Genomic DNA, 25,059 nt, shown 5'->3' on the forward strand with positions numbered 1-25,059 from the left:
ATCACTTGATCGCCGTTTCGGCGGCGATCAACTCTTTTCCCTCCGTGGTCGTGATCGTCAGCCGTATCTTGTCCCCGCTGCGACCGTCGGCAATCGCTGCCGAAACGCGATTTCCGCTGTTCGGATCGGCGCTCACGATGCCGCTGAACAGAGCCGTGCCGCCGTGCCTCAACGTGACAAGCAACGGGATGGCCGGTTCGATGCTGAAGAACTCGACAATGGCGCGAGACGCCTCGGCCGAGAAATTGATCAGTATCTTATCGTTCGCATGCGTCACGTTGCTCATGCCGACGGTCGGACTGTAGGTTTCCGGAATCGACACTTCACTGCGTGCGGGAAAGTCTGCACTGTGGAAAAACTGGTCTGACACGCCCGCCCATAGTTCGACATACGGCCGCCACTCGTTCGGGTCCTTCCGGGCATCGGTTTCGCCGGTGAGCGACGGAAACCCCCACGTCCACATCTTCAAGCCCCGCGTGAGGGTATTGTCTGCAATGCGAATAATTCCTTCTGCGTTGTCATGGTTGATGACGCCCCAGAAATTCCCGCCCTGCATATCCGGTGCAGCATAGGCGATGCCCATCGTTGGCCAGTTCTTGAAGTAGCGCAGGTTTTCGAAGCGCCGCCTGCCCATACCCGCACTCTCATCGCCGTCTGCCAGACTGGTCGACCAGACAGGGGTCGTGTAAGTTCGGATCGGCGCGATGATTTCGGCGCCGCGCGTTGCCCTGGGATTTTTCGGCTCCGATCCTGGAGCGAGCGTCGTGCACGTCCAGTACTCGTATTGGACAGCCTCGTCGTTCGGATTCTTCAGCACCACGCGCGCATCGAGTGCGGCACGATCGGCCTTCAGCGTAACGTAGTAATTCGCCTCGATGCCGGTCGCGCGCCTGAACTTGCTGGGCCGCGCGGAATAGTCGAAGTCATCCCGGAACGACATCACGACCGTGATTTCGTCGGCGCCCTCTTTCACCACCCGGAAAGCCCACGGCTTCAACCACGTCTTGCCGTGCTCGGGATCCGGGAACGTCGGGAAGATACCGCCGTACACCATCAGCCAGTCGTAGTAGAAATTTCCGGCCTTCATGCCGTAAGGCACTCCGACTTCCGTGCGATAAAGCTGCTCGTGGCCGGTCGGCTTGTAGACGATGGAAAGAATACGCCCTCCGAATTCGGGCACGAGCGTTACCTTCAGATACCGGTTCTCAAGCACGTAGGATGTGAAACTACGTTCGACGATCATGCTCTTGTCGAGCGACCCGCCGACAAAGCCATTCTCCGCATCGACGGCGAACTTGACGGTGCTCCACGTCGTCGTCTGCTCGCTGAGCGACACACTATCGGGCACTGGTGCGGCGGCACGCACGACGCAAAGCGCATAGAACGAGAAAAGGAGTGCGATTGCGAAACAAACGAGGGCACGCAAGGAAACCTCGACTGGCATTCAGGCCGCCGCCTGCTCGCGCGGCTGGTAAATCGCGGTGTGCAGGCAATGCGCGATCGGCGTCGTGCCGTTGGCGACGACGAGCGCGTCGAGCTCGACGAAGCGGTGGCCTTTCTTTTCGTAGTTCGCGGTGACCTTTGCACGCCCGACGATCTCGTCGCCGGCGCGTGCGGGAGACAGCAGCTGCATACGGCTACCCACATGGATCCACGGACCCAGAATCGTGTTGTCGACGAGGACGCGGTTCATGACGCGCTGGATCAGGCCGGGATGGCCGAGCCCCTCGCGCGCGAAGATCGGATCGGTCTCCCTGACATCGGCGAGATAGTCGGTGGCCGCCTGCCCGGCCCAGCGGCGCGGCATCGTGCCGAGCCATTGGCCGGTCTCGAAGGTGGCCGGGCTGACCGGCTGGCGCTCGGCAACCGGGGGAACCTCGACATAGTCGTTCAATGAAACCGCGGGCGCAGCCTCCGGCAGAGACGCTGTCCCCGTGGCGCAAAGCTCGGTGCGGCTGAACACCTCGATTGTCAGCAGGCCGTTGTGCTCGGTCGCATCGACATCGGCGGTCTCGCCGTCATAGACCGGCTTGACAAAGCGCGCCTCGACCAGCCCGCGCGTGAGGAAATCGCGGCCCCAGCGGGCGACCGGCACGTGCATCATGTAGGCGAACACATCGACGCCCGGGACCAGCCCGCCGGAAAAGCCGAAGCGGCGCGCCACCGTGTCGTCATGCATCTTGTTTTCGGACTGTTTCGCGGTGTTGTAGGCTTCGACGCGGTAGGTTTCGAGCCGATTCGGCATGGCAGGCCTTCCCAAATTCTTATTGTTTCGGGCCTGATCGTAGGCCCCCGGAAAGGGCGGTCAATCCCCTCGCCTTTGCGGCCCGAATGGGGTACCACGCCGCCAATGGCTGACACCCCCGCCCGCATCTATGTCGACGCCGACGCCTGTCCGGTGAAGGACGAGATTTATCGCGTCGCGATCCGGCACGGCGTGCCCGTCAGCGTGGTCGCCGGCAACTTTATTCGCGTGCCACAAGATCCCCTGATCGAGCGGATCGCGGCCGGTGCCGGGATGGATGCCGCCGATGACTGGATCGCGGAGCGGGCCAAGCCGGGCGACGTGGTCGTGACATCGGACATTCCGCTGGCAAGTCGCTGTGTCAAGGCGGGCGCCGACGTGATCGCGCCGAACGGAAAACCGTTCACGGAAGAGTCGATCGGGATGACGCTGGCAGTGCGCAATCTGATGACGGATCTGCGCTCGGCCGGTGAAGTCACCGGCGGTCCGCGCTCGTTCGCGCCGCGCGATCGCTCCGCCTTCCTCTCGGCGCTCGACCAGACGCTGCGTCGGATCCAGCGCCGCCGTGCCGATCACACCGCGACGAGCCAAGGCTGACCATGGCGCCGCCGCTGATCCAACTGAAAGACATCAAGCTGACCTTTGGCGGCACGCCGCTGCTGTCAGGCGTCGAGCTCAACGTCGCGCCCTCCGAGCGCGTCTGCCTGATCGGCCGCAACGGCTCCGGCAAATCGACGCTGTTGAAGATCGCGGCCGGCCTGGTCGAGCCCGACGGCGGCACGCGCTTCGTGCAGCCGGGCGCGACGGTTCGCTATCTGCCGCAGGAGCCGGATCTCGGCGACCACAAGACCACGCTGGCCTATGTCGAGGCGGGGCTCGCGCCCGGCGACGATCAGCATCAGGCGCGCTATCTGCTGGAGCAGCTTGGGCTCACCGGCGACGAGAACCCGCATAATCTCTCCGGCGGCGAAGCCCGCCGCGCGGCGCTGGCCTGCGTGCTGGCGCCCTCGCCCGACATCCTGCTGCTGGACGAGCCGACCAACCATCTCGATCTCTCCACCATCGAATGGCTGGAACAGGAGCTCGACAGCCGCCGCAGCGCGCTGGTGCTGATCAGCCACGACCGCCGCTTCCTGACCAATCTCTCGCGCTCCACCGCATGGCTCGATCGCGGCAAGATCAAGCAGATCGATCGCGGCTTTGCCTCGTTCGAGACCTGGCGCGACGAGGTGCTGGCAGAGGAAGAGCGCGACCAGCACAAGCTCGACCGCAAGATCGTCGACGAGGAGCACTGGCTGCGCCACGGCGTGTCCGGCCGCCGCAAGCGCAATGTCAAGCGGCTCGGCAATCTGCATGCACTGCGCGACCAGCGCCGCAACTATCGCGGCACGGCCGGCACCGCCAGTCTTGCGGCCGCGGAAGCCGAGCAATCCGGCAAGCTGGTGATCGAGGCCAAGAACATCACCAAGGCGTTTGGCGACCGTGTGATCGTCGACAATTTCTCGACCCGCATCCAGCGCGGCGACCGGCTGGGCATTGTCGGTCCGAACGGCGCAGGCAAGACTACGCTGGTCAACCTCCTCACCGGCGGCGCGCAGCCAGACTCCGGCATCGTACGGTTAGGGGCCAATCTAGAGACCGCCACACTCGACCAGCACCGCGAAAGCCTCGATCCAAAGTCGACGCTGGCGGAGGCGCTGACCGGCGGGCGTGGTGACCAGATCATGGTCGGCGGGAAGCCGAAGCATGTCGTCGGCTACATGAAGGACTTCCTGTTCGCCCAGGAGCAGCGCGGCACGCCGGTCGAGGTGCTCTCCGGCGGCGAGCGCGGCCGGCTGATGCTGGCGCGCGCGCTGGCAAAGCCGTCGAATTTGCTGGTGCTGGACGAGCCGACCAACGATCTCGATCTCGAAACGCTCGACGTTTTGGAGGAGATGCTCGGCGACTACGAAGGCACCGTGATCCTGATCAGCCACGACCGCGACTTCCTCGACCGCGTCGTCACCTCCGTGATCGCGCCTGAAGGTAACGGCAAGTGGACCGAATATGCCGGCGGCTACAGCGACATGCTGGCGCAACGCGGTGCCGACCTCAAACGCGAGACGGCGAAGGCGCAAGCTCCCGCCGAGAAGAAAGAAGAGCGCTCCACTGCAACCGCTTTCGCGTCCAAGCGGAAGCTGAGCTTCAACGAGAAGCATGCGCTGGAAACGTTGCCGAAGAAGATGGAAACGCTGCAGGCGGATATCGCAAAGCTGCAGCGCGTGCTCGACGATCCCAATCTGTACGCCAAAGATCGCAAAAAATTCGATGACGCCTCGGCCGCTATCGCCAAGGCGCATGAGGAATTGTCCACCGCCGAAGAGCGCTGGCTGGAACTGGAAATGCTTCGCGAAGAAATAGAGCAGGCTTAAACATGACCACTCCTCTCGCCGCAAAGATCGCCCGCGAATACGGCACGCCCTGCGCCGTCATCGACATGGACAAGGTCGAACGCAACATCGCACGGATCCAGAAGGCCTGCGATGATGCCGGGATCGCCAACCGGCCGCACATCAAGACGCACAAAAACCCGACGATTGCGAAGATGCAGGTCGCGGCCGGCGCCAAGGGCATCACCTGTCAGAAGCTCGGCGAGGCCGAGATCATGGCCAATGCCGGCATCGACGACATCCTGATCAGCTACAATCTGCTCGGCGAGGAGAAGATGGCCCGCCTCGGCGCGTTGCAGGCGAAGGCGAATATGACGGTCGCCGCCGACAATTCGACCGTCGTTGCCGGACTGCCCAAGGCCGCCGCAGCCTCGGGTCGCCCGCTCTCGGTCGTGGTCGAATGCGACACCGGACGTAAGCGCGCCGGCGTCGAGACGCCGGCCGAGGCGATTGCGCTCGCGCGCGAAATCGCAGCGTCCAAGGGGCTCGAATTCGCCGGCTTCATGCTCTACCCGACCGAGACCGGCTGGGGCGATGCCCAGAAGTTCTACGACGAGGCACTGGCCGGCGTGCGCGCCGACGGGCTCGACGCCAAAATCGTCTCAACCGGCGGCACGCCGAACCTCGTCAACATCGGCAAGCTCAAGGGCGGCACCGAGCATCGCTTCGGCACCTATATCTACAACGACCGCATGCAGGTCGCGGCCGGCTCCGCCACCTGGGATGACTGCGCATTGCACATCTATTCGACGGTGGTGAGCCGCGCCGCACCCGAACGTGGTATTCTCGACGCCGGCTCGAAGACGCTGACGACCGACACCGGCGGCCTCGACGGCCACGGCCTGATCCTGGAGCATCCCGAGGCCAAGATCGCCCGCTTCGCCGAGGAGCACGGCTTCCTCGACCTCTCCCGCAGCAACACACGGCCGAATGTCGGCGACGTCGTGCGGATCGTGCCCAATCATGTTTGCGTCGTCGTGAACATGATGGACGAGGTGGTCATGGTGCGCGGCGAGGAGATCATCGGCACGCTGCCCGTGGCTGCACGCGGGAAGCTGCGGTAGCGGCTACTGTAGGGTGGCAAGGCGAAGCGTGTCCACCATCGCAGCGGCATATGCGGAGGCATGGTGGCACGGCGCTTCGCGCCTGTGCCCACCCTACGATTTCTCAAGCCACGCCAGCACACCCCTGCCCGCAGCCGCCCCCGTCGCAAACGACGCCTGCAACAGATAGCCGCCAGTCGGCGCTTCCCAGTCCAGCATCTCGCCGGCGGCGAACACGCCAGGCGATCTGCGCAACATGAAGTGGTCGTCGAGCTCGTCGAACATCACTCCGCCGGCGGTGGAGATCGCGCGATCGACCGGGGCTATGCCGGTGAGCTGAACCGGAATGGCGTTGATGAGATGCGCAAGCTCCGCCGGCGAGAAGGACGCCAGTGCTCGTCCGGACGCGATGGCGGCCTCCTGCATCAGGCCGATGCCGACTGGAGACAGCTGCGCGGCCTTGCGCAGGAAGTTCGCCAGGGATTGCTTGCCGCGCGTGCCTGATAGCCGCGTGGTCAGTGCGGTGGCGTCGAGGTCGGGCCGCAATGCGATCGTCAGCGTCGCTTGGCCCAGACCCAGCACCGCTTCGCGCAGCTCCGCCGACAGCGCGTAGATCGCGCCGCCCTCGATGCCGCTGCGCGTGATCATCGCTTCGCCGCGCACCATGTGCGTACCGATCGTCAGCGCCACGCCCTTGAGCGGCTGGCCCTCGAAACGGTCGCGGAACACATCGGACCATGCGACGGTGAAGCCGGAATTGGCCGGCCGCAACGTCGAGATGGCAACGCCTTTCGCCGCAAGGATATCGACCCAGCCGCCATCCGAGCCCAGCCGCGGCCAGCTGGCGCCGCCGAGCGCAAGCACCGTCGCGCTGGCTTCGATCGCCCGTTGCCCCTCTGAGGTGTGAAACAGCAACCGATCATGCTCGTCCCATCCGGTCCAGCAATGGCGAAAGGCAAATCGGACGCCACTGGCATCGAGCCGCCGCAACCAGGCGCGCAACAAGGGCGAGGCCTTGAACGTCTTTGGAAACACCCGGCCACTGCTGCCGACAAAGGTCGGCTCACCCAGCGCCGCGCTCCAGTCGCGCAGCGCGTCTGGCGGGAACGCCTCGACTGCGGCGCGCAGATGCGGCATCGCCTCGCGATAGCGCGCGAGGAATTCCGGCAACGGCTCGCTGTGCGTGAGATTGAGGCCGCCGCGGCCCGCCATCAGGAATTTGCGGCCCGCGGACGGCATGGCGTCGTAGACGGTGACGCGGGCGCCACCCTGCGCCAGCACCTCCGCCGCCATTAGCCCGGCGGGACCGGCACCGATGACGGCGACGTCCGTCAGAGCTTGATCCCCGCCCGGGCCGCGGCCTGCGCGACGTATTTCTGCGTCTGCTCGAATGCCCCGGCCAGCGCCTTGGCCTTCGACATGTCGCTGATCTCGGCGAAATGCGCGGCTACCGCATCCGGGGTCCATTCGGACTCCGGCAGGTTGATGCCTTCGCTCTCAAGAATCTTGATCACCGCGAAGGAGCCGGCACCGGCACCCATGATGGTGCGGGTCGGCGCGTCCTCGCTCAGCATGTATTCGACCGCTGGCGTGATCGCGTTCGGCTTCATCAGCTGCAACGCCTGCGGCGGCAACAACTCTTCGGTCATGCGGGTCGCTGCCGTCGGCGAGATGATGTTGACGCGGATGTTGTTCTTGCGACCCTCTTCCGCGAGCACATTCATCAACCCGATCATGCCGGACTTCGCCGCGCCGTAATTGGCCTGGCCGAAATTGCCGTAGAGGCCGGAGGACGAGGTGGTCAGCACGATGCGGCCGTAATTGCGGTCGCGCATGCCAGCCCAGGCCGCCTTGCAGCAATAGAAGGTGCCGACGAGATGCACATCGAGCACCTTCTGGAAATCGGCTGCTTCCATCTTGCCGAATGACTTGTCGCGCAAAATGCCGGCATTGGCGCACATCAGATCGACGCTGCCCCACTCCTTGGTGGTGCGCTCGACCATCGCGGTGACCTGCTCGAAATTGGAAACGTCGGCGCCGTCAGCCATCGCCGTGCCGCCGGCTTTGCGGATCTCCTCGACTACAGCTTCCGCCGGCGAGAGCGAGCCGCCCGAGCCGTCACGCGCGCCGCCGAAATCGTTGACCACGACTTTCGCGCCGCGGCTGGCGAGGCCCAAAGCGTGCGCCTTGCCGAGACCATTGCCCGCGCCGGTGACGATGGCGACGCGTCCGTCAAACCTGATTGCCATGAGTGTTTCCTTTCTTCCTTCTCCCTTGCGGGAGAAGGTGGCGCGCGAGCGCCGGATGAGGGGTATCTCTCGGCAGCGGAGCTCGTGGAGAGATACCCCTCACCCGGCTTCGCGTTCCGCGAAGCCACCCTCTCCCACAAGGGGGAGAGGGTAAGAACACCCCGCGAGAGATTTGGCAGCTTTTGAGCAGCGATGGATGGCCGGGTCAAGCCCGGGCATCACGATGGGGCTCAGGCAAAATAGGTCAACCCAAGCCACTCCGCGACTAGCGCGGGCTTGTCCTCGCCTTCGATTTCCACCGTGACGTTGGTGCGAGTCTGAAATTCGTTGGGCTTCCGCAGCCTGGCTTCGGCGAGCACGAAGCGGCCGCGGACGCGCTTGCCCGAACGCACCGGGGAGATGAAGCGCAGCTTGTCGAAGCCGTAATTGACGCCCATCGTGGCGCCGGCGATGACTGGCATCACCTCATAGGACATGATCGACAGCAGCGACATCGTGAGAAAGCCGTGCGCGATGGTGGTGCCGAAGTCGGTTTCCTTCTTCGCCCTTTCGGGGTCAACATGGATGAACTGGTGATCCTCGATCACGTCGGCATAGGCGTCGATGCGGGGCTGGTCGATCAGGTGCCATGATGACACGCCGATTTCCTTGCCGACCATGGCCTGATAGGCGTCCATGGCCAGCGGCGGCTTCTTCCAGACTTCGTTCACTTAGGTCTCACTCCGTGTTTTCGGCAGCTCCGGAAAATCCTCCTCACGGAATTCCTGGCCGCGCAGCGGATCGTTGCGATCATCGTCGCGCTCCAGCCGTCGTAGCTGCACGCGACGGATTTTGCCAGAGATCGTCTTCGGCAGCTCGGGGACGATCTCGATGCGGCGGATCCGCTTGAACGGCGCAAGCCGCGCGTGCAGGTGCTTGAAGATGGACAGCGCCGTCTCCGGCGTCCGCTCGGCGCCCGATGTCAGGAGCACGAAGGCCTTTGGGATCGCGAGCCGGATCGGATCGGGGCTTGGCACCACAGCGGCTTCGGCGACGAGCTCGTGCTCGAGCAGCACGCTCTCCAGCTCGAACGGGCTGATGCGATAGTCGGAGGACTTGAACACGTCATCGGAGCGGCCGACGAAGGTGAGATAGCCGTCCTCGTCTTCGAACACCACGTCGCCGCTGCGATAAAGTACGCCTTCGGCGCCGGAGAGCTTGCCGTCATCGCCCTGATAACCCTGCATCAGGCCGGCGGGACGGTCAGCGCCCAGCACCAGGGCCACCTCGCCCTCCTTGGCCGGATGGCCATCGGCGTCGCTGACCTGCACGCGATAGCCCGGCAGCGGCCGGCCCATCGAGCCGACCTTGATCTTTTGCCCCGGCGAGTTGCCGGCAAGCGCGGTGGTTTCGGTCTGGCCGTAGCCGTCGCGGATGGTGAGGCCCCAGGCCGCCTGCACCTGGTCGATCACTTCAGGATTAAGCGGCTCGCCGGCGCCGCAGACCTCGCGCAATGCGACCTTGAAGGCGGCCAGGTTCTCCTGGATGAACAGCCGCCACACCGTTGGCGGCGCGCACAGCGTTGTGACGCCGCAGCGGCCGATCGTGGCGAGCAGCGCCTTCGCATCAAAGCGCGGCTGGTTGACCACGAACACGGTCGCGCCGGCATTCCACGGCGCGAAGAAGCAGCTCCAGGCATGCTTGGCCCAGCCGGGCGACGAGATGTTGAGATGGACGTCGCCGGGTTTCAGTCCGATCCAGTACATCGTCGAGAGATGGCCGACGGGATAGCTGCGCTGGCTGTGCCGAACGAGCTTCGGTTTTGCCGTCGTGCCCGAGGTGAAATAGAGCAGCATCGGGTCGTCGGCGTTGGTCGGGCCATCAGCCGCGAAACTGTCCGAATCCTGCGCCGCATCGTCGTACGAAAGCCAACCGTCAGACGCCGCGCCGACCACGATGCGCACGACGTTCTCGACACCAAGGCTCGCGAATTTCGCGACCTGGTCTTGCGCAGCCACCACTGCCTTCGCCTTGCCGCGATCGAGCCGGTCGCGTAACTCATCCGCGGTGAGCAGCGTGGTGGCTGGGATCACGACGACGCCGAGCTTCATCGCAGCCAGCATCGTCTCCCACAGCGGCACCACATTGCCGAGCAGCAGCAAGAGATGATCGCCGCGCTTCAGGCCCAGCGCGCGGAGGAAGTTCGCGACCTGGTTGGAGCGCTTCGAGAGCGCCGCGAAAGAAAGCTTGGTCTGCTTGTCCTGCGCGGCATCGACGATCCAGAGCGCGGGCCGGTCCTTGCTGTCAGGCTTCGCCGCCAGCTCGGCGTCGAACCAGTCGAGCGCCCAGTTGAAGGGAACTGGATCAGGCCAGCGGAAATTCTTGACCGCGGCCTCATAATCCGTGCGGTGCTTTAGCAGAAACGCGCGCGCTTCCTGAAATGTCGTCATCAAGCTTTCCCGGCCAGCCCCCTAACGTGCTTGATAATTCCGGAAAAATCCACCCCGCCCTGACCGGCTGCGTCGAAAGACTGATAGATCTCCTGCGCATGCTTGCCGAGCGGCGTCGCCGCGCCTGCGGCCTTCGCGGCGTCCTGCGCGAGGGTCAGGTCCTTCACCATCAGCGCCGAGGCGAACCCCGGCTTGTAGTCGTTGTTGGCAGGCGAAGTCGGCACCGGGCCCGGAACCGGGCAATAGGTCGTCAGCGACCAGCACTGGCCCGACGAGGTCGAGGCGACGTCGAACAGCGCCTGATGCGAGAGCCCGAGCTTTTCGCCGAGCGCGAAAGCCTCGCTCACCGCGATCATGGAAATGCCGAGGATCATGTTGTTGCAGATCTTTGCCGCCTGGCCTGCGCCGCTGCCGCCGCAATGGACGATCTTCTTGCCCATCTTCTCCAGCACGGGCTTGGCTGCCGCAAACGCATTCTCCTCGCCACCACACATAAAGGTCAGCGTCGCGCCCTTGGCGCCGCCGGTGCCGCCGGAAACCGGCGCGTCGACTGAAAGCACACCGTGCCTGGCAGCGAGCGCATGGGCGGCCCTCGCGCTTTCGACATCGATGGTGGAGCTATCGATGATCAGAGCGCCCTTGATCATGACAGGAATGACCTCGTTCCAGACGCCGAGCACATGCTTGCCGGCCGGCAGCATGGTGACGACGACGTCGGCCCCCTTCACCGCACCCACAGCGCTCTCGGCAATGCCGGCGCCGTCCGCCTTCGCCTGATTGCGTGAGGCTTCGACGAGGTCGAACGCCACCACCTTGTGGCCGGCCTTGACCAGATTGGCGGCCATCGGACCGCCCATGTTGCCGAGACCGATGAATGCGATCGTGGCCATCTTCGTTTCCTCCGCTGAACGTTGTTAATTGAACTTGAGCTCGTCGGCGCCGATGTCGGCGAGATAAGGCGCAAGCATTTCAGGCGTCACGTCCTCAATCCGCGGCGGTGACCAGGTCGGATTGCGGTCCTTGTCGATCACGGCGGCGCGCACGCCCTCGCGGAAATCGTCGCTGCGGAACACTTCCAGCGCGGCGCGATATTCGCGCACAAGGCACTCTTCCAGGCTCGACGCCGTCCGCGCGAGCCGCAGCAGTTTGAGCGTCACCACCATGCCGCGGGGCGATTTCTCGTTGAGCGTCTTGAGCGTCGCCAGCGCAAGTTCGGAGCCGTCACGCTTGAGCGCGGCGAAGATGTCTTCCATGCGGTCGAAGCCGAACCATGCGTCGATTATCGGCTCTTTTGCGGCGACCGGCCCCGAGGTCTCACCGGTCGCAAAACCGTTAATGAGCTTGGTGACTTCGACCGCGGTCGCGCCGGAACCAACCTTCGTCAGCGCCTCGCGCAGCTCCGGCCATTTGGCGGCCGGCACCACGGTGTCCGCAAATTTCGCATGGATCGCATCGGGTCCATTCATGGTCTGACCGGTCAGACCAAAGTACGTGCCGATCTCGCCGGGCGAACGCGACAGCAGCCAGGTGCCGCCGACATCCGGGAAGAAGCCGAGCCCGACCTCGGGCATCGCAAGCTTGGTGCGATCGGTGACCACGCGGTGGCTCGCATGCGCGGACAGGCCGACGCCGCCGCCCATCACGATGCCGTCCATGAAGGCGACATAGGGCTTTGGGAACTTCTTGATCCGGGCATTGAGGATGTATTCCTCGCGCCACAGGATCTTGCCGAGATCGCCATTGACCTTCGAGCTTTCCCAGAGCGTGCGGATGTCGCCGCCGGCGCACAGGCCACGCTCGCCAGCGCCTTCCAGCAAAATCAATGCGACGGCCGGATCGGCCTCGAAACGATCGAGCGCCTGCTCGATGTCGCGAAACATCTCCAGCGTCACGGCATTGATGGCCTTGGGACGATTGAGCCGGATCACGCCGGCCGCGCCTTCAACGCGGGCGACGAGATCGCCCTCTTCCACTCCACTCATCGCGCGCCCTCGATCAATTTGCGCGCCACGATGAGCCGCATGATTTCATTGGTGCCTTCGAGGATCTGGTGCACGCGCAGATCGCGCACGATCTTCTCGATGCCGTATTCGCTGAGGTAGCCATAACCACCGTGGAGCTGGAGCGCATGGTTGGCGACCTCAAAACCGACATCGGTGCCGAAACGTTTTGCCATCGCGCAGAGCATGGTGGCATCGGGGTCCTTGCGGTCGAGCGCGGCCGCTGCGCGCCACAGAAAGGTGCGCGCGGCCTCGAGCTCGATCGCCATGTCGGCGAGCTTGAATTGCAAGGCCTGGAATTCGTCGAGCCGCTTTCCGAACGCCTTGCGCTCCTTCATGTAGCTGCGCGCCTTGTCGAGCGCGGTCTGCGCGCCGCCGAGCGAGCAGGCCGTGATGTTGAGGCGGCCGCCGTCGAGGCCGGCCATGGCGATCTTGAAGCCCACGCCCTCCTCGCTCAGGCGGTTGGCGACCGGCACGCGGGCGTTCTCGAACATCACGGCGCGGGTCGGCTGCGCGTTCCAGCCCATCTTGCGCTCATTGGCGCCGAAGGAGACGCCCGGCGTCTCGCCGTCGATGACGAGGGTCGAGATGCCACCGGGACCATCGCCGCCGGTGCGGACCATCGCGACCAATAGATCTGTGCCGCCAGCGCCGGAGATAAACTGCTTCTGGCCGTTAAGCACATAGTGATCGCCGTCGCGTACCGCGCGGGTGCGCAGCGCGGCCGCGTCGGAGCCGGCGCCCGGCTCGGTCAGGCAGTAGCTCGCGATCAGCTCCATGGTGCAGAGCTTTGGCAGCCATTTCTGGCGCTGGGTGTCGCTGCCGAAGGCATCGATCATCCAGCTCGCCATGTTGTGGATGGAAATGAAGGCGGAGGTGGTCGGGCACCCCGTCGCCAGCGCCTCGAAGATCAACGCCGCGTCGAACCGCGACATGGCGGAGCCGCCGACATCCTCGCGGATGTAGATGCCGCCCATGCCGAGGGCCGCCGCCTCGCGCATCACGTCGACGGGAAAGTGCTTCTCCTCGTCCCATTGCAACGCGTGCGGCGCGATCTTTTCCGCCGCAAACGCCAGCGCCATGTCGCGAACCGCGACCTGATCCTCGTTCAGAGCGAACTGCATCGTGCCCTCGCTCCTGAACGGGTTACTTCATCAGCGGGATCGAGAACTCCGCGCCTTCCTTGACGCCGGACGGCCAGCGCGAGGTCACCGTCTTGGTCTTGGTGTAGAAGCGGACCGAGTCAGGGCCATGCTGATTGAGATCGCCAAAACCCGACTTCTTCCAGCCGCCGAAGGTGTAATAGGCGATCGGCACCGGGATCGGCACGTTGATGCCGACCATGCCGACATTCACCTTAGCCGCGAAGTCGCGCGCGGCATCGCCGTCGCGGGTGAAGATGGCAACGCCGTTGCCGTAATCATGCTCCGACGGCAGCGCCAGCGCTTCCTTGTAGTCGTGCGCGCGCACGACCGAGAGCACGGGGCCAAAAATCTCTTCCTTGTAGATCCGCATGTCCTTGGTGACGTTGTCGAACAGCGAGCCGCCGAGATAAAAGCCCTTCTCGTAGCCCTGCATCTTGAAGCCGCGGCCGTCGACGGCCAGCGTCGCGCCTTCCTTGATGCCAATGTCGATGTAGCTCTTGACCTTCTCGACCGCCTCACGCGTCACCAGCGGACCGTAATCGGCGGACGGATCGATCGAGGTGCCGATCTTGAGGCTCTCGACGCGCGGGATCAGCTTGTCCATCAGGCGGTCCGCAGTGGTCTTGCCGACGGGCACCGCAACGGAAACGGCCATGCAGCGCTCGCCGGCCGAGCCATAGCCGGCGCCGATCAGCGCATCGACGGCCTGGTCCATGTCGGCGTCCGGCATGATGATGGCGTGGTTCTTGGCGCCACCGAAGCACTGGCAGCGCTTGCCGGTCTGGGCGGCGCGCTCATAGATGTACTGCGCGATCGGCGTGGAGCCGACGAAGCCGATGGCCTTGATATCGGGATCGTCGAGGATCGCGTCGACGGCTTCCTTGTCGCCGTTGACGACGTTGAGGATGCCGGCCGGCAGACCCGCTTCCATCATCAGCTCGGCGAGCAGCATCGGAACGCCGGGATCGCGCTCCGACGGCTTGAGGATGAAGGCGTTGCCGCAGGCGATCGCCGGAGCGAACTTCCACATCGGGATCATTGCCGGGAAGTTGAACGGCGTGATCCCGGCGACGACGCCGAGCGCCTGGCGCATCGAATAGATGTCGATGCCCGGGCCGGCGCCTTCGGTGTATTCGCCCTTCATGAGGTGCGGAATGCCGCAAGCGAATTCGGCGACCTCGAGGCCGCGCTGGATGTCGCCCTTGGCGTCAGGCACGGTCTTGCCGTGCTCGCGGGCGAGCAACTCGGCGAGCTTGTCGTAGTCGCGCTGCACCAGCTCGACGAATTTCATCATGACGCGTGCGCGGCGCTGCGGGTTGGTCGCAGCCCATTCGGGCTGTGCTGCGCGCGCGTTCTCGACGGCAGCGCGAACCTCGGCTTTGGACGCCAGCGCCACCTTGGCCTGGACGTCACCGGTCATCGGCTCGAAAACGTCGGCGGTGCGGCCCGAGGTGCCCTTGACCTCCTTGCCACCGATGAAATGTCCGACTGCGCGCATGGAATGAGCTCCTTAGGTCCCGGTCTGCTTTGACAAATCCTATCGACCTGCATTTTATAGGATTCAAGTCTGAGATAATGCACCATAGATGTGCGAAAATGCTGGATCAAGGTCACATCGACTGGGACGACTTTCGCTTCGTGCTGGCCATCGTGCGGGGCGGCTCGGTGTCGGCTGCGGCGAAACAGCTTGGGGTCGACCATGCCACCGTGATCCGCCGCGTCGACCGGCTGGAGAAGCACCTTTCGGCAAAGCTGTTTGACCGGCGCAAGACCGGCTATCTCCTCACCGAGGCCGGCCAGCGCGTTGCCGACAGCGCCGAGGCGATGGAATCGACCATCGTTGCCAACCAGGAGCAGGTCGGCGGATCGGTGGCACGGCTGACCGGCACAGTGCGGATTGGAGCACCTGACGGATTCGGAACCGCCTTCCTGGCGCCGCGGCTCGCCCCGTTCGCGGACCGCTATCCCGACCTCGATCTGCAACTCGTGGCGACTGCGCGCCTGTTCAGCCTCTCCAAGCGCGAGGCCGATATTGCCATCAGCCTGACCATGCCGAAGGAAGGCCGTATCGTCGGCCGCAAGCTGCTCGACTACCGACTCGGGCTGTATGCCGCGCCCGCCTATCTCGATCGCTTCCCGAAGATCGCCTCGCGCGAGGTGCTGCCGCAGCACCGTTTCGTCGGCTACATCGAGGAGCTGCTGTTCACGCCGGAGCTCGACTACCTGCCGCAGGTGTCGCCGCGCATCTCGGCCCGCTTCCGCAGTGCCAATCTGATCGCGCAGCTCAATGCGACGCTCTCAGGCTTCGGCATTGCCGTGCTGCCGCATTTCATGGCAAGCGATTATCCGCAGCTCGTCGCCGTGCTGCCGGAGGAGATCTCGATCACCCGGACGTTCTGGATGCTGATGCACGCCGACAGCAAGGATCTGGCGCGGATCCGGGCGGTGGCGGATTACATCGGTGAGATCGTGGAGCGCGATCGGTCGCTGTTTGCGGGAAGATAGGAAATCGTAGGGTGGGCAAAGCGAAGCGTGCCCACCATATCGGTCGCAATCGTGGAAACACGGTGGGCACGGCGCTGGCGCGCCTTTGCCCCCCTACGGCATCTCCGCCTAATTCTGCTTCGCCTTCTTTGCGGCCATCACTTTCGGCTCCCGCCGCGCGCCGTCCAGCGCACTGTCCTTGCCGGCCTTGAGCACCTCATCGGACAGCTCGCTCGAGCCCGCAATGCGCGCCAGCAGCATCGTGCCGGCCATCGTCGCCAGCGTCGCGATCGCCTGCTTGCGGGCAGCCTTGCGCGGCAAATTGGGGATGAAGTCCGTCATCATCTCGACCATCTCGTCGAGCTTGCCGGCAAACGCCTTTCGCGTCTTCGGGCTCTCGCGCGCGATCTCGGCGCCGAGCGCGGGGATCGAGCAGCCATGGCCGGGATTGTCGCGGTGCAGCGCCGAGAGATAGGTCTCGACCATCTGGGCGAATTGCTTCTCCGGCGCGACTTGATCGGACTGCTTGCGCCAGTGCTCCATCGAGCGGTCCATCGCGTAGGCAAACGCCTCGATCACCAGCGCCTCGCGGGAATCGAAATGGGCGTAGAAGCCGCCATGGGTCAGGCCGGCCTCCTTCATGAGGTCGGCGACGCCGATGCCATGGGCGCCCTTTTCGCGCAGCCGGACCGACGCCTTCTTCACGATGCGGTCGTGGGTTTCCTGCTTGTGTTCCCGGGAATAGCGCATACGGCTCTCATTGAATGTCGGAAATCATCTAATAACACGGATATCGGTCGAACGGCGCATTAATTCCCGGTAAAATTGTTGCCGATCATGGAAAAGGTCGCGGTTGCATGCACGGCGAGTGCCCCCTTACCGTCGCGGACGAACCCTTCCGTGTAGCTGGACTGGCGCCCCAGCTTGATCACCTTGCCTTCAGCCGAGATCAGCCCGGAACGGACCGAGAGCGGACGCAGGAAGGTCATCTTCAGGTCGAGCGTCACCGATCCCTGCCCGGCCTCCAGCCTCGTCGAGATCGCACAGCCCATGGCGGTATCGATCAACGCCGCAGCCGTCGCCCCGTGCAGCAGGCCGATGGTATTTTCGAGGTCCTCGCGCGGCTCCAGTTCCATCACGATCCGGCCGGGCTCGACCACGGCCATGACGAAGCCGATCAGCTTTGCAAACGGCGGCGGCGGCAGCCGGCCGTCGCGGATGCCCAGCATGGCATCCATGCCTGATAGCCCCATCGCCACTTTCGCGACCGGCGTCGGAGCTTGCCAGTCCACCACACGCTCGCGCCGTCCCGCGGGCGAGAAGAGGTCGCGTTGATCAGGGGCAGTCATGAGGGGCCTCTTTGTATGATATTTGTCATACTATCCCGCGGACTTCGCACTGGCAACTCCGCCGCCTGCCCGCTTGACAAGCCGGGTATTTCGGCCCGGAAGTGATCCCGACTGGCGCACCTCGCGCATGTCCACGAAACCTTCGAGATGTCACGATGGAAATGCTCAACAACCACTGCGGCGTGACGCGCGATGCGCGCGGCGTCGTCCATGTCGCGATCTGCAATGCCGGCTCGCTCAACATCCTGGGCTCGCCCGTCACCGATGCGGTGCGCCAAGGCTTGCAGCAGCTCGCCTCCGACCGCAATATTCGCGTCGTGGTGCTGCGCGGCCAGAGCGAAAAGAGCATGATCGGCGGCGCCGACATCAAGGAGATGGCGAAGCTCGACCAGGCATCGGCGGAAGCTTTCATCAGCCGCCTGCGCGATCTCTGCGAGGCCGTGCGCCAATTCCCCGCGCCGATGATCGCGCGCATGCCCGGCTGGTGTCTCGGTGGCGGGCTTGAAGTCGCAGCCGCCTGCGATTTCCGCATCGCGGCGCATGACGCGCATTTCGGCATGCCGGAGGTGCGCGTCGGCATCCCCTCGGTGATCCACGCGGCGCTGTTGCCGCGCCTGATCGGCTGGGCCCGGGCGCGCTGGCTGGTGATGACCGCGGAGAACATCGACGCGCCGACGGCGCTGGCTTGGGGACTGGTCGACAAGGTCGCGCCGGACGGCGGTCTGGATGCCGAGATCGAGCACCTCGTAGCGGCACTGCTCGAATGCGGTCCCGAGGCGCTGCGGTCGCAGAAAGCGCTGCTGCGGCAATGGGAGGAACTGCCGCTGACGGAGTCGGTGAATTTGAGCGTGAAGGTCTTTGGCGAATCCTTCCTGACGGACGAGCCGACGCGGCTGATGCAGGCGTTTGTGAATCGGAAGCGCTAGGTGCCCAAGTGCGAGCGCCGTCGCGCGACGACAATCCGCCATAGATGGAACACGAACATGATGGCGACCAAAGCAAATGCAGCCTGGGAAAGCTCGATATTCGGATATGTGCAATCCGGCGCGTGCAGCGGCGTGATCGTTCGGCTGGGATGAAAGATCAGCACAAGGGCAACGACGATCAGGCTCCAGAACCAGCGGCGCCGATAGAACGCGACAAGCACGCAAATGATACCAAGCAAGGCTGTGGCTAAAAGATAGTAGTTTGAGATCCTGATCGACGCCGCGCTGGCGGCGGCCTCATCCACAAAAGAGCAGGCCCGGATGGGATTGGCCCAGAGCGCGACAGCTAATCCCAGCGCGATCCGAAACAAGAGTCGCGGCGTTGTTCCCTCCACCCCCATATCCAAACATCCCCCTCCCAGTCTTGCGCAACCTAGGTAACAGAATCGGCGCTACGACGGCACCAGGCCCACCAGTTCAAGCGGGCAAATTATCATCAGAACCACGACATTTTCTCATGCCGGTAGCGGTTGCATTTTTTGCATCGCATCATATGATGACCATAATCCAACCGTCATCGCAGGGAGTTCCGTCATGGCCGAAGCCGCCGATCCCGTCGTCATCGTTTCCGCCGCCCGCACCCCGCTCGGCCGTTTCATGGGCGAATTGTCACCACTCGCAGCGCACAAGCTTGGATCGCATGTGATCGGCGCTGCCCTAGAGCGCGCGAAGCTCGCGCCGGAAAAGGTCGACGAGGTCTTCATGGGCTGCGTGCTGCCGGCCGGCCAAGGCCAGGCACCGGCGCGCCAGGCGGCGCGTGCGGCTGGTCTGCCCGATGCGACCGGCGCCACCACTGTCAACAAGGTCTGCGGCTCCGGCATGAAGGCAACGATGCTGGCGCACGACATCATCCGTGCAGGCTCGGCCGACATCGTCGTCTCCGGCGGCATGGAGAGCATGAGCAACGCCCCTTACCTGCTGGCCAAGGCGCGCGGCGGCTACCGCGCCGGCCATGACCGCATCATCGACCACATGATGATGGACGGGCTGGAGGACGCCTATGAGACCGGCCGCTCGATGGGCGATTTCGGCGAGGCGACCGCGGAAGCCTACCAGTTCACCCGTAAGGACCAGGACGCCTATGCGATGGAGACACTGAGTCGCGCCCGCAAGGCGGTCGAGGGCGGCGCGTTCAAGGCCGAGATCGCGCCGATCACCCTGACTGAGAAAGCTGGTCCGCGCGTCATCGCCAATGACGAGCATCCGCTGAAGGTTGACCCCGCAAAAATCCCCGGCTTGAAGCCGGCGTTCCGCGCCAATGGCACCATCACGCCGGCGGCCTCCTCGGCCAACGCCGATGGTGCCGCCGCTTTGGTGCTGACAAAGCGCTCGCTCGCCGATCGTAGCGGCCTGCCGACGCTCGCGGTGATCAAGGGCCACGCCACCCACAGCCAGGAGCCGCAATGGTTCACCACCGCACCGATCCCGGCGATCCGCAAACTGCTGGACAAGGTCGGCTGGAGCGCGGGTGACGTCGACCTGTTCGAAATCAACGAGGCGTTCGCCGTGGTGGCGATGGCGGCACAGCGCGATCTCGGCATTCCCCGCGACAAGCTCAACATCAATGGCGGCGCCTGCGCGCTCGGCCATCCCATCGGCGCCACCGGTGCGCGGTTGATCGTGACGCTGCTGCATGCGCTTGAGGCTCAGAACCTCAAGCGCGGCGTTGCCGCGCTCTGCATCGGCGGCGGTGAAGCCACCGCGATCGCAGTGGAGCGCATCGCGCACTGACGCCGTCAGGTCCGAAAATAAGGGAAGTCTGGCATTTCAGACTTCCCGTTTTCGTGCCAGACTGCAACGATGACGCGGGTCTCACCATGCCCGCCAACCGACATTGAGGCCCAATGATTTCGAACTGGCTCGCGGCAGCACTCGGCCGCCGCAATATCCACTATGGCTGGGTGATGGTCGGAGTGACCTTCTTTGCCGCGCTGATCAGCGCCGGCACGGTCGGTGCGCCCGGCGTGTTCATCGTTCCGCTTCAGAAGGAGTTCGGCTGGAGCACGGCGGAGATCTCGTCGGCGCTGTCGATCCGCTTCATCCTGTTCGGGCTGATGGCGCCGTTCGCAGCCGCCCTGCTCAACCGCTATGGCCTGCGCAACGTCACGCTGACGGCCCAGCTCATCGTCGTCTCGGCGTTGGTTACCTCGCTCGGCATGACGCAAGTCTGGCAGCTGATCGCGCTCTGGGGCGTCGTGATCGGCATCGGCACTGGCATGACCGCGCTGGTGCTGGGCGCAACCATCGCCACGCGCTGGTTTGCGGCAAGGCGCGGCCTCGTCATCGGCATCATGACCGCGAGCGTTGCGACCGGCCAGCTCGTGTTCCTGCCCCTGCTTGCAAGCCTGACCGAGCGCTTCGGCTGGCGACCGGCGCTCGGCTTCGTCTGCATCATGCTCGGCGTTTCCGCAGTTGCAGTCCTGCTCATCATGCGTGACCGGCCGAGCGATGTCGGTTTGCGTCCCTTCGGCGACGAAGGCACCGCGCCGCTGCCCACACCGCCCGTGAACCACGGCTCGATCACGGCGGTGGCGCTCGGCACGCTGCGCGATGCCTCGAAGTCGAGCGCATTCTGGATCCTGTTTGCGACCTTCTTCGTCTGCGGCGCCTCGACCAATGGCCTGGTCCAGGTGCACTTGATCCCGATGTGCCTCGACTTCGGCATTCCGCAGGTGCAGGCGGCAAGCCTGCTCGCGGCAATGGGAATCTTCGACTTCTTCGGCACCATCATGTCGGGCTGGCTGTCGGACCGTTACGACAATCGCTATCTGCTGTTCTGGTATTACGGCCTGCGCGGGCTGTCGCTGATCTTCCTGCCGTTCAGCGATTTCTCGTTCTATGGCCTCTCGATCTTCGCGATGTTTTATGGCCTCGACTGGATCGCGACGGTGCCACCGACGGTGCGCCTCACCGCGCAGAAATTCGGGCCCGAGCGCGCCAATCTGGTGTTCGGCTGGATCTTTGCCGGCCACCAGCTCGGAGCCGGCACCGCCGCCTTCGGCGCGGGTCTGTCGCGGACGCTGCTGCAAAGCTATCTGCCGGCCTTCTTCGTCGCCGGCGCGCTCTGCGTGTTCGCCTCGCTGATCGTGCTGGCGCTGGCGCGGCAGCCGAAGCCGCAACCGCAGCCCGCGATGGCATGAGCCGGCCTAGTACCTGAACGTGGTGGTGAACCCGAACACGGCGGCGTCGCCGATCCGCGAGGTCCCGGTCGGATCGTTCGGATTCGGGATGCCGCCGGAGGGACGCACCACATACTGGAAATAAGGCGCGATCAGCCAGCCCGGCTTGATGTGGGCTTCATAGATGATTTCAAGCAGGGCTTCGCTGCTGCGCACCGGGCTCTGGATGCCGCTGAAGATCTGGGTGTCGACGTCGAGGCTTCGCGCGGCGCCTGAAATCCGCATATAGGCCACCCCGATCCCGAACCGGTCAAGCGGACGGCCGGGCGTAAAGCCGACAAAGCCGACGCCGCCGTCGAGATAGAGGTCGATCAAATTGCGATCCGGCGGGCTGTAGGCGATGCGGCCGAACGCGGTGACGCCGGGTATCGAGGCCGACACGGTCTTGTCGGGCTCGGCCCCCGGCGGCCGCCAGAGCGTCTGCTCGATGACCGCGTAGATGCCGTAGTTGCCGCGAAGCTTGGCCGGGATGCCGGATCCGGTCGGGTCTGCGAGCGAGAATCCGTCCGCGGTGAAGCGCTGACTGTCGAAGTCGCCGAAATGATACCAGCCGCCGGGCGTGAAATTGCCGGCGAGCGAGCTGCCGCCGATATCGAGATGATAGTCGAAATGGACCTGCCCGATCACCCATGCCGGATCATTGACGCGGAACGCGAGACCATGATTGTCGCGGGTCTGCGGATCGCCATCGCCGGGTGCTGCCGCGCTACCGTTGAACACGGCACCGAAGACGGTGACGTTGTCCGCGACCTGGGCCTTGACGCGAATGCCGGGGACCGCGATCGGGGGCGCGGGTCCGCCGGCCGGCAGATTGGTGGCCTTGATCGCGGGCCAGCCGAACGTGCCGTTGATGAAGAGGTCGTCGGTCTCGCTGTCGAAGAACTCGACGTCGGCGGCCTGCTGGCCCGCCCTGATGTTCAGCCGCCCGTCGAAAAAGCTCTGCTCGAAATAGGCGTTGTAGAGCCGCTGGTCGGGCAGCGCCTCGATCTCGCTGATGGTGGCGAGGTTCATGATGTAGTTTCGCGTCAGCCCGCGGCCGTAGATGATGAAGCCGTTGGCGTAGAAGCGTCCCCCGGTCCAGCCGACGAGCTTGTCGAGATCGGCATCGACCGAGAGATCGAGCCGGCCGAAATTGATGGCGCCGCGTGACACCCCGCCCGAGACATTGCCGATGTTGTCGACGATGTAGGTCGCGCCGAAGTTCAGGCCCTTGTTGGCGAGCCCGTCATGCCATTCGTTGAACCATTTTGGAAACAGCCAGTCGGCCGCGCTCTCGTCCTTGGCGCCTGCAAACGCACTCGTGCCCGCAAACAGCACCGCTGCCACCGCGAGCGAGCCACGCAACGCAAACACCTGGGCAGACCCACTCACGGCTGATACCGGCTGGCGCTATTTCTTGAAGATGCCTGTGCGCCGCATGAACAGATAGGCGAGGCCGATCGAGCACACCATCATCGCAGCAGCCCAGAGGAAGCCCTCATCGACATCGGTGAGCGGCAGGCCCTTGGTGTTCATGCCGAAAATGCCGGTGATCAGCGTCGGCGGCAGCAGGAGCGTCGTCACGATCGACAGCGTGTGAAGGTGGCGGTTGCTCTCCTCCTCGTTCTTGAAGCGCAGCTCTTCCTCGAGCAGCCGGCTGCGTTCGCGGAGCTCGACGATGTCGTGATCGAGCCCGTCGAGCCGCTGCGCCAGCCTTGCGGCATGAATGCGCAGGGACGGGGCCAAATGATCCGTGTTCTTCTGGTCGAGGCGGTGAAACAGCACGCGCAGGCCCGTGAGCTGGCGGTGCAGCCTGACGCAAGTCCGGCGCAGCCGGCCGAGGTTGCCGCGCATATCCGACTTCACATCGTCAGCGAGGATGCGCTCCTCGATGCCGTCGATCTCCTGTCCGAGCTTGTCGGCCATCCGGTCCAGCGTGTCGGCGACCTCGTCGACGATCTTCTCCAGCAGACGAGCGACATTGTCGACGCGGTAGCCGCCTTCGAGCACCCGGCGGGTCGCATCCGCCGAGCAGAGCGCCTGGTGGCGGCCGGAGACGAGGAGATGCTCGGTCATGACGAAGCGCAGAAACGCGGTCTCCTCCGTCGGGCTGTCGATGTCACGGACGAGGTCGGAGAACACACCGTAGACGCAACCGTCGATGACGTGGAGCTGCTGGAATGTGTCGTTGGACAGCAACAGCTCACGCGCGAGCGGCGGCAGGCTCGCGGCCGAAATCCACGGCTTCGCCCGCACGTCGTTCAGGTTGAAATGCAGCCAGAGCCGGCCGTCATGGCTGAACTCGATCCGCTGGTCGATCGGGAGCGGTTCCGCGCTGCCGTCGCTGTGCAGGCGGAACGCCCACACCAGGCCCGGTATAGCGGGTACGGCGTCCGATAACGCGCTGACAAGCTTTGCCGGCTCAGCCATGCTCACCCCCACAATGCAGCCCATGTCCGGGGGGCTTCGCCTCCTCCGGATCTCCCGCGGGTACTGAATTACGCCAGTGTTACAGTTTGATGATGGCCGCCCTATTCGGCGGCCATCCCCGTCGCGGCGGCCGCCTCGGCCTCCTTGACGTAGTCGTGCACGACGCGGCCGAACGGCAAGGTCAGGTCGGCGATGTAGTGATGCGCGCCGAGGCAGCGCCGCACCGGGAAATCGGCAACCGGTGCATTCACATGGGGAACCAGATGCAGCCGGCCTGGGCCGATCCAGGAGCCCTTCGGCACGATGTCGATCAGGTTGATCGCGACTAGCTGGCAGACTTCGAGATGGCCATCGACGCCGGGGATCATCTTCAGGTTGATCTGCGTCTTCGACAGCGTCGCGCGGGTGAGATCGCCGTTGCCGGCCATGCTCTCATGCTTGTAGCCCATCGTGCCCATGGCGACGAGCTGGCCGGCATATTCCAGCGTGCCCGTCAGCGTGTCCTTGACGATCTCGAGCTTGGGATGGGCGTACTTCTTGGGAAAGCCCCAGATCTCGCGGCCGGCGGCGATCGGCGGATCGTCGTCGAGATACATCTGCGAGACGAAATTGACCTCCTCGCCGTTGAGGCGCGCGGGGATGACGAGGCCGGATTCGGTGTAGCTGCCGAAGCCGGAGGAGTCCGGCATCCTGATCCATTCATAGTGCACGATCGGCTGATCGATCGGCTCCAGCGGCTCGGGCAGGCCGCCGCGGATCAGGTCCGGATCGGTCTCATAGGTGATGACCAGGAATTCGCGGTTGACGAAGCGATAGGGCCCGGCCGGATAGCTCGGTCCGGCAGCCGGCATGGACGGAAGTCTGAGCAATTCTTCCCTGCGCATCGCGGATCTCCTGTGTGATGTCTGTGATGTCGGCCCCGGCAGCTTCTCGCCTGATGCAAATGGCTAGCCGTCCTCATTGACTCCCATGTGAAGGATTTCCGTCAAGCCCACGACCTCTGCCATTCCCGTATGAGTTGACGTGCATGCGAACGATGCACCGGCGCCAACTTTGTCATCACATCGTCACCGCGGGACGCAATCGTTTCCCCAGATCATGCTCGGCAGGAG

The 25,059-nt window shown here is 64.4% G+C and carries 23 protein-coding genes; 7 read left to right on the forward strand and 16 right to left on the reverse strand.

Going from position 1 to position 25,059, the window contains the following annotated elements:
* Nucleotide 1: 1 nt before the first annotated feature.
* Nucleotides 2-1,444, reverse strand: coding sequence for a DUF5107 domain-containing protein (locus IC761_RS21325; RefSeq protein WP_195798595.1), 1,443 nt, complete (start codon nt 1,442-1,444; stop codon nt 2-4).
* Entirely contained in the window at nt 1,445-2,245 is an 801-nt protein-coding gene (locus IC761_RS21330; protein WP_195798596.1) for a hotdog family protein, read from the reverse strand.
* A gap of 105 nt (nt 2,246-2,350) precedes the next feature.
* Between IC761_RS21330 and IC761_RS21335 the strand changes: the two genes are divergently transcribed.
* The 3 genes from IC761_RS21335 to IC761_RS21345 are packed head-to-tail and all read left to right on the forward strand — an operon-like array spanning nt 2,351 to nt 5,738.
* Entirely contained in the window at nt 2,351-2,842 is a 492-nt protein-coding gene (locus IC761_RS21335) for a YaiI/YqxD family protein (RefSeq protein ID WP_195798597.1), read from the forward strand.
* Nucleotides 2,843-2,844: 2 nt separating this feature from the next.
* Complete coding sequence (locus IC761_RS21340; RefSeq protein WP_195798598.1) at nt 2,845-4,656, forward strand: ABC-F family ATP-binding cassette domain-containing protein; 1,812 nt, start codon at nt 2,845-2,847, stop codon at nt 4,654-4,656.
* A gap of 2 nt (nt 4,657-4,658) precedes the next feature.
* Nucleotides 4,659-5,738: a D-TA family PLP-dependent enzyme gene (locus IC761_RS21345; RefSeq protein ID WP_195798599.1), complete on the forward strand. Its 1,080-nt coding sequence runs from the start codon at nt 4,659-4,661 to the stop codon at nt 5,736-5,738.
* Nucleotides 5,739-5,831: 93 nt separating this feature from the next.
* Here IC761_RS21345 and IC761_RS21350 read toward each other — a convergent pair whose 3' ends face one another.
* The 8 genes from IC761_RS21350 to IC761_RS21380 form a co-directional block, all read right to left on the reverse strand.
* Nucleotides 5,832-7,010, reverse strand: a complete 1,179-nt coding sequence (locus tag IC761_RS21350; RefSeq protein ID WP_246791293.1) for a TIGR03862 family flavoprotein — start codon at nt 7,008-7,010, stop codon at nt 5,832-5,834.
* Between the two features lie 38 nt (nt 7,011-7,048).
* Nucleotides 7,049-7,966, reverse strand: a complete 918-nt coding sequence (locus tag IC761_RS35910; protein WP_246791294.1) for an SDR family NAD(P)-dependent oxidoreductase — start codon at nt 7,964-7,966, stop codon at nt 7,049-7,051.
* A 230-nt stretch (nt 7,967-8,196) separates the two neighbouring features.
* Nucleotides 8,197-8,676, reverse strand: coding sequence for a MaoC family dehydratase (locus IC761_RS21355; RefSeq protein ID WP_195798601.1), 480 nt, complete (start codon nt 8,674-8,676; stop codon nt 8,197-8,199).
* Entirely contained in the window at nt 8,677-10,395 is a 1,719-nt protein-coding gene (locus IC761_RS21360; protein WP_195798602.1) for an AMP-binding protein, read from the reverse strand.
* Nucleotides 10,395-11,285 carry a 3-hydroxyisobutyrate dehydrogenase gene (gene mmsB, locus IC761_RS21365; RefSeq protein ID WP_195798603.1) on the reverse strand — a complete coding sequence of 297 codons (891 nt, stop codon included), beginning with the start codon at nt 11,283-11,285 and terminating at the stop codon, nt 10,395-10,397. The genes IC761_RS21360 and mmsB overlap by 1 nt, the downstream gene beginning before the upstream one ends.
* 24 nt (nt 11,286-11,309) lie before the next feature.
* Nucleotides 11,310-12,377 carry an enoyl-CoA hydratase/isomerase family protein gene (locus IC761_RS21370; protein ID WP_195798604.1) on the reverse strand — a complete coding sequence of 356 codons (1,068 nt, stop codon included), beginning with the start codon at nt 12,375-12,377 and terminating at the stop codon, nt 11,310-11,312.
* On the reverse strand, nt 12,374-13,519 hold the full coding sequence (locus IC761_RS21375) for an isobutyryl-CoA dehydrogenase (protein ID WP_195798605.1): 1,146 nt from the start codon (nt 13,517-13,519) through the stop codon (nt 12,374-12,376). The genes IC761_RS21370 and IC761_RS21375 overlap by 4 nt, the downstream gene beginning before the upstream one ends.
* Nucleotides 13,520-13,541: 22 nt before the next feature.
* The gene (locus IC761_RS21380) at nt 13,542-15,038 is read right to left on the reverse strand and encodes a CoA-acylating methylmalonate-semialdehyde dehydrogenase (RefSeq protein WP_195798606.1); all 1,497 of its coding nucleotides are present in this window, start codon (nt 15,036-15,038) and stop codon (nt 13,542-13,544) included.
* 98 nt (nt 15,039-15,136) lie between these two features.
* Here IC761_RS21380 and IC761_RS21385 point away from each other — a divergent pair, with 98 nt between their 5' ends.
* A complete protein-coding gene (locus tag IC761_RS21385) occupies nt 15,137-16,045 on the forward strand; it encodes a LysR family transcriptional regulator (RefSeq protein WP_195798607.1) in 909 nt (302 codons plus the stop codon).
* A 108-nt stretch (nt 16,046-16,153) separates the two neighbouring features.
* On the opposite strand, the gene IC761_RS21390 is transcribed toward IC761_RS21385, so the two are convergent.
* Both IC761_RS21390 and IC761_RS21395 read right to left on the reverse strand, forming a co-directional pair.
* On the reverse strand, nt 16,154-16,774 hold the full coding sequence (locus tag IC761_RS21390; protein ID WP_195798608.1) for a TetR/AcrR family transcriptional regulator: 621 nt from the start codon (nt 16,772-16,774) through the stop codon (nt 16,154-16,156).
* 59 nt (nt 16,775-16,833) lie between these two features.
* On the reverse strand, nt 16,834-17,373 hold the full coding sequence (locus IC761_RS21395; protein WP_195798609.1) for a PaaI family thioesterase: 540 nt from the start codon (nt 17,371-17,373) through the stop codon (nt 16,834-16,836).
* Nucleotides 17,374-17,528: 155 nt separating this feature from the next.
* Between IC761_RS21395 and IC761_RS21400 the strand changes: the two genes are divergently transcribed.
* Nucleotides 17,529-18,299 (forward strand): enoyl-CoA hydratase, encoded by a 771-nt coding sequence (locus IC761_RS21400; RefSeq protein WP_195798610.1) that lies wholly within the window; start codon nt 17,529-17,531, stop codon nt 18,297-18,299.
* Here IC761_RS21400 and IC761_RS21405 read toward each other — a convergent pair.
* Complete coding sequence (locus tag IC761_RS21405) at nt 18,296-18,706, reverse strand: hypothetical protein (RefSeq protein WP_195798611.1); 411 nt, start codon at nt 18,704-18,706, stop codon at nt 18,296-18,298. The two genes, IC761_RS21400 and IC761_RS21405, sit on opposite strands and share 4 nt — an antisense overlap.
* A 187-nt stretch (nt 18,707-18,893) precedes the next feature.
* On the opposite strand from IC761_RS21405, the gene IC761_RS21410 reads away from it, so the two are divergent.
* The gene (locus tag IC761_RS21410) at nt 18,894-20,090 is read left to right on the forward strand and encodes an acetyl-CoA C-acyltransferase (protein ID WP_195798612.1); all 1,197 of its coding nucleotides are present in this window, start codon (nt 18,894-18,896) and stop codon (nt 20,088-20,090) included.
* A gap of 113 nt (nt 20,091-20,203) precedes the next feature.
* Entirely contained in the window at nt 20,204-21,499 is a 1,296-nt protein-coding gene (locus IC761_RS21415) for an MFS transporter (RefSeq protein ID WP_195798613.1), read from the forward strand.
* Nucleotides 21,500-21,505: 6 nt separating this feature from the next.
* Here IC761_RS21415 and IC761_RS21420 read toward each other — a convergent pair whose 3' ends face one another.
* The 3 genes from IC761_RS21420 to IC761_RS21430 all read right to left on the reverse strand — a co-directional run bounded on the left by IC761_RS21420 (nt 21,506) and on the right by IC761_RS21430 (nt 24,831).
* Nucleotides 21,506-22,909 (reverse strand): carbohydrate porin, encoded by a 1,404-nt coding sequence (locus tag IC761_RS21420; RefSeq protein WP_195798614.1) that lies wholly within the window; start codon nt 22,907-22,909, stop codon nt 21,506-21,508.
* A gap of 18 nt (nt 22,910-22,927) precedes the next feature.
* On the reverse strand, nt 22,928-23,947 hold the full coding sequence (locus IC761_RS21425) for a transporter (RefSeq protein WP_195798615.1): 1,020 nt from the start codon (nt 23,945-23,947) through the stop codon (nt 22,928-22,930).
* Nucleotides 23,948-24,048: 101 nt separating this feature from the next.
* The gene (locus IC761_RS21430) at nt 24,049-24,831 is read right to left on the reverse strand and encodes an acetoacetate decarboxylase (RefSeq protein WP_195798616.1); all 783 of its coding nucleotides are present in this window, start codon (nt 24,829-24,831) and stop codon (nt 24,049-24,051) included.
* Nucleotides 24,832-25,059 lie beyond the last annotated feature (228 nt).

The sequence above is a fragment of the Bradyrhizobium commune genome, assembly GCF_015624505.1.
In the GTDB taxonomy this organism is placed as follows: domain Bacteria; phylum Pseudomonadota; class Alphaproteobacteria; order Rhizobiales; family Xanthobacteraceae; genus Bradyrhizobium; species Bradyrhizobium commune.